This window comes from Halomonas sp. G15 (genome assembly GCF_021282295.1).
Lineage (GTDB): Bacteria > Pseudomonadota > Gammaproteobacteria > Pseudomonadales > Halomonadaceae > Halomonas > Halomonas alimentaria.
Genome location: NZ_JAJSPA010000073.1, coordinates 1 through 4,226 on the forward strand (window position 1 = coordinate 1; position 4,226 = coordinate 4,226).

A 4,226-nucleotide genomic window follows, 5' to 3' on the forward strand; every position below is an offset into this window, starting at 1 on the left:
CGAGTTCTCCTCACCCTCAGGCTGGTTGGTGTTCCCGCCCACCAGTGTGGCGCAATGACGCCGATATAGGGTGGGGAGGACTCCATCCCATTGCTACCGACGCCATCCCTGGCGTAGGACCTCCTCTACGGCTTGTCACCAGCGCCCCTTGGTTTCTGCAACTGCGATTGCTCTGTGGCCTGACTCAGGCCGGCTGACGCCCCAGGCTGATGCGCTCGTGGCCGGCGAGGTCGCGGCGGCTGGCCACCTCGGCGTAGCCCGCCTCCACCAGTGCCTCACGCACCGCCTCGGCCTGGCGAAAGCCGTGCTCCAGCAGCAGCCAGCCGCCGGGCAGCAGGTGCTCGCGTGCCGCCGCCGCCAGGTGGCGCAGGTCGGCCAGGCCCTCGCCACCGGCCACCAGCGCCGAGCGCGGCTCGAAGCGCACGTCGCCCTCGGCCAGGTGCGGGTCGTCCGCGGCGATATAGGGGGGGTTGGAGACCACCAGGTCGAAGCGGGCATCCTCGCCCTGCCCGGCCAGGGCGGCGAACCAGTCGCTCTCGTCGAACACGACGTTGGCCAGGTCGTGCCGCGCGGCATTTTGTCGCGCCAGGGACACCGCCTCGGGGCGGATATCCAGGCCCAGCACGCACCAGCCGGGGCGTTCGCTGGCAAACGCCAGGGCGATGGCGCCGCTGCCGGTGCCCAGGTCGAGCAGCCGCCCGCCAGGCGTCGTGGCCAGGGCCAGCGCCGCCTCGACCAGGGTCTCGGTATCGGGGCGCGGAATCAGGGTGCTTGGGTCGGTGGCCAGGGTAAGCCCCCAGAACTCGCGCTCGCCGGTGAGGTAGGCTACCGGCTCACCCGTCATGCGGCGCGCCAGCAGCGCCCGAAAGCGCTCTGTCGCCTCGCCGTCGGCGTCGCGGTCGCCCCAGGTGTAGAGCCAGGTGCGCTCGACACCCAGCACATGGCAGAGCAGTACCTCGGCATCGAGGCGGGCCGACGGCGAGCCCGCCGCAAGCAGACTCGCCGCGGCCTCCGCCAGCAGGGCGTCCAGGGTCACTCTCCCGCCCGTCACCTCAGGCCTCCTGCTGCAGGGCGGCGAGCTGTTCGGCCTGATACTCGTGGATCAGCGGCTCGATCACCTCATCGAGGTGTTCGCCGCCAATCACTTCGGCGAGCTTGTAGAGGGTGAGGTTGATGCGGTGGTCGGTGACCCGCCCCTGGGGAAAGTTGTAGGTGCGGATGCGCTCGCTGCGATCCCCGGAGCCCACCAGGGAGCGCCGGGTATCGGCCTGCTGCTGGCGCTGGCTGTCCACGGCATGCTGCTTGAGCCGGGCGGCGAGCAGTGACATCGCCTTGGCGCGGTTCTTGTGCTGGCTGCGCTCCTCCTGGCACTCCACCACCACGCCACTGGGCAGGTGGGTGATGCGGATGGCGGAGTCGGTGGTGTTGACGTGCTGGCCGCCGGCGCCGCTGGAGCGGAAGGTGTCCACGCGCAGGTCGCCCGGGTCGAGGTCGATGTCGCCCACCGCCTCCACCTCGGGCATCACCGCCACGGTGCAGGCGGAGGTGTGGATGCGCCCCTGGGACTCGGTGGCCGGCACGCGCTGCACGCGGTGGGCGCCGGATTCGAACTTGAGCCGGGCGTAGGCCCCCTCGCCCTTGATGCGCGCGATGATCTCCTTGTAGCCGCCCTGCTCGCCGTGGCTGGCGCTGATCACCTCCACCTTCCAGCCGTGCTTCTCGGCGTAGCGGGAGTACATGCGGAACAGGTCGCCGGCGAACAGCGCCGCCTCGTCGCCACCGGTACCGGCGCGCACCTCGAGGAAGACGCCACGGCCATCGTCGGGGTCTTTCGGCACCAGCAGGCGCTTGAGGGTCACCTCCAGGGCGTCACGCTTCTCGCGACTCTCGGCCAGCTCGAGCTCGGCCAGCTCGCGCATCTCGGGGTCACTGTCGGAGGCGAGCTGTGCGGCGTCCTCGATATCGTCCTCCACGGCGCGATATTCCCGCCACGCCTCCACCAGGGACTCGAGCTCGGCATATTCACGGGAGTAGTCGCGGAAGCGGGCCTGGTCGCCGATCACCTCGGGCTCCGCCAGCAGGGCGGCGAGCTCCTCGAAGCGCTCGCCGAAGGCGTCGAGACGCGCACGCAGGGAAGCTTTCATGAATCGGTCCTATCGGGTCTTGTCGGGGGTCGCCTCGAGCAGCAGCACGCTGGCCGCCTCGAGCAGGTCGTGGCGTTCTGCGGAGGCGGCCTCGCGCAGCGCCACGGTGGGGCCGTGCAGCAGCCGGTTGGTGAGCTGGTGGGCCAGGCGCCGCACCACGGCCTCGGGATCCTCGCCGCGACCGAGCCGCGCCAGGGCCTGCTCCAGGGAGTGGTCGCGCTGCGCCTCGCCACGGGAGCGGTAGTCATGGATCAGCTCGCCGCCGCTGCGGATGCGACGGTCATGCAGCCAGGCACCCACGCCGTGCTCGATCAGCGACTCCGCCTGGTCGGCGGCCACCTGGCGGTGGCGGCGGTTCTCCGCGATCACCTCCTGAAGGTCATCCACCGTATACAGGAAGATGTCGGCCAGCTGGCCCACCTCGGGCTCGATGTCCCGGGGCACGGCGATATCGACCATGAAGATCGGCCGGTGACGGCGCTTCTTCAGCGCCCGCTCCACCATGCCCTTGCCGAGGATCGGCAGCGGAGCCGCGGTGGAGGAGATGACGATATCGGCATCGGCCAGGGCGTCGGGGATGGCATCCAGGGTGATCGCCCGGCCACCCAGCGGCGCGGCCAGAAGCTCGCCGCGCTCGCGGGTGCGGTTGGCCACGGTAAGCTGGCTGACGCCCGCCTCCACCAGATGGCGGGCCACCAGCTCGATGGTCTCGCCGGCACCGATCAGCAGCGCCCTGGCGCGGCCGAAGTCATCGAAGATGCGGCTGGCCAGGCTCACCGCCGCATAGGCCACCGACACCGGGTTGCGACCGATGCCGGTCTCGGTGCGCACCTGCTTGGCCACGGCGAAGGTGTGCTGGAACAGGCACTCCAGCTCCTTGCCCAGGCCACGCCCCAGACGACTGGCCTGGTAGGCATCCTTGAGCTGGCCGAGGATCTGCGGCTCGCCCAGCACCATGGAGTCCAGCCCCACCGCCACCCGCATCAGGTGGCGGGCGGCGTCGTTGTCCAGGTAATGATAGGCGCACTTCGAGAGGTCATCGACCGGCAGGCCGTGGAAGCGGCCCAGCCAGTCCAGGATGGCCACCTCCCCTTCGGGCTCGGTCACGCAGTAGAGCTCGGTGCGATTGCAGGTGGAGAGGACGGCCGCCTCCTTTACCTCGGGCAGGCCACGCAGTTCGCCCAGCGCGGCATCCAGCTCGGCGGGGTCGAAGGCCACCTGCTCGCGCACCTCCACGGTGGCGGTTCGGTGATTGATTCCAAGGGCAAGCAGCGTCATGCGTCGGGCATCTTGAACGTGGGGTGTGCGGCCATTACGGCCTCGCGATCGAGGCGCGAGGATTCTATCACAGCCGAAAGGCGAAGGGCGCACCCCACCGCTTGCCTTTGCCCACGCCGGCCGAGCCGTTATGCTGAGTCCACCGCACCGCAAGCGAGACCCCCATGGCCCGCGCTCCGCTTTCCCTGTTACCCCTGCCTCTGGCGATGCCGGCACTGGCCCTGTTGTTGGCCGGCTGCCAGGCGTGGCCGCTCGCCGACGACGATGCCTCGCTGATGGAGGACCCGCTGGCCGGTGCCCCGCCCATCGAGCGCGGCCTCGACGCCGAAGGCCTGGCCGGGCTGATCACCGCGGAGCTGGCCGGCCAGCGCGGTGATTACCGACGTGCGGCCGAGGGCTATCTTACCGCAAGCCAACGCTACCGCAGCGCCGGCCTGGCGGAGCGGGCGGCACTTGCTGCCAGCTTCGGCAACGAACCCGAGCTGCTCGACCGAGCCGCCCGGGAGTGGCAGGGGCTGGCTCCCGGCAGCCCCGCGCCGGCCCGGCTGCTGGCCGGCCTCGCCGTGCAGCGCGGCGACTGGGACGAAGCGCTGCGCCAGCGGCTGGCACTGGTTCGGGAGGGCGGCGACAGCGAGATCTCGCCGCTGGTCGAATCCGCCCTGGCCGCCAACGCCGACCCTGCCCCGCTACTGTCCAGGCTGCGCGACTACCTGGCCACGGCACCCGAGGATGCCCGCCGCCATGACGCCGAGCTCGCCACCGCAATGCTCGAGGTGGCCGTCGGCGAAACCGACGCCGCCGAAC

At 70.7% G+C, this 4,226-nt stretch carries 3 protein-coding genes and 1 pseudogene; 1 reads left to right on the top strand and 3 read right to left on the bottom strand.

Going from position 1 to position 4,226, the window contains the following annotated elements:
- Window positions 1-184: 184 nt before the first annotated feature.
- Genes prmC through hemA form a run of 3 tightly spaced genes read right to left on the bottom strand, consistent with a single transcriptional unit; the run spans window position 185 to window position 3,422 of the window.
- On the bottom strand, window positions 185-1,036 hold the full coding sequence (gene prmC / locus LWH48_RS17865) for a peptide chain release factor N(5)-glutamine methyltransferase (RefSeq protein ID WP_232913645.1): 852 nt from the start codon (window positions 1,034-1,036) through the stop codon (window positions 185-187).
- Between the two features lie 16 nt (window positions 1,037-1,052).
- On the bottom strand, window positions 1,053-2,144 hold the full coding sequence (gene prfA, locus LWH48_RS17870; protein ID WP_232913643.1) for a peptide chain release factor 1: 1,092 nt from the start codon (window positions 2,142-2,144) through the stop codon (window positions 1,053-1,055).
- A gap of 9 nt (window positions 2,145-2,153) precedes the next feature.
- Complete coding sequence (gene hemA, locus LWH48_RS17875; protein ID WP_232913644.1) at window positions 2,154-3,422, bottom strand: glutamyl-tRNA reductase; 1,269 nt, start codon at window positions 3,420-3,422, stop codon at window positions 2,154-2,156.
- Window positions 3,423-3,586: 164 nt separating this feature from the next.
- Here hemA and LWH48_RS17880 point away from each other — a divergent pair.
- A pseudogene (locus tag LWH48_RS17880) lies at window positions 3,587-4,226 on the top strand (tetratricopeptide repeat protein); the annotation flags it as partial.

What these genes read in the sequence shown, in the direction of transcription:
- prfA (WP_232913643.1), bottom strand. Translation starts at nt 2,144, where the DNA reads ATGAAAGCTTCCCTGCGTGCGCGTCTCGACGCCTTCGGCGAGCGCTTC.
- hemA (WP_232913644.1), bottom strand. Translation starts at nt 3,422, where the DNA reads ATGACGCTGCTTGCCCTTGGAATCAATCACCGAACCGCCACCGTGGAG.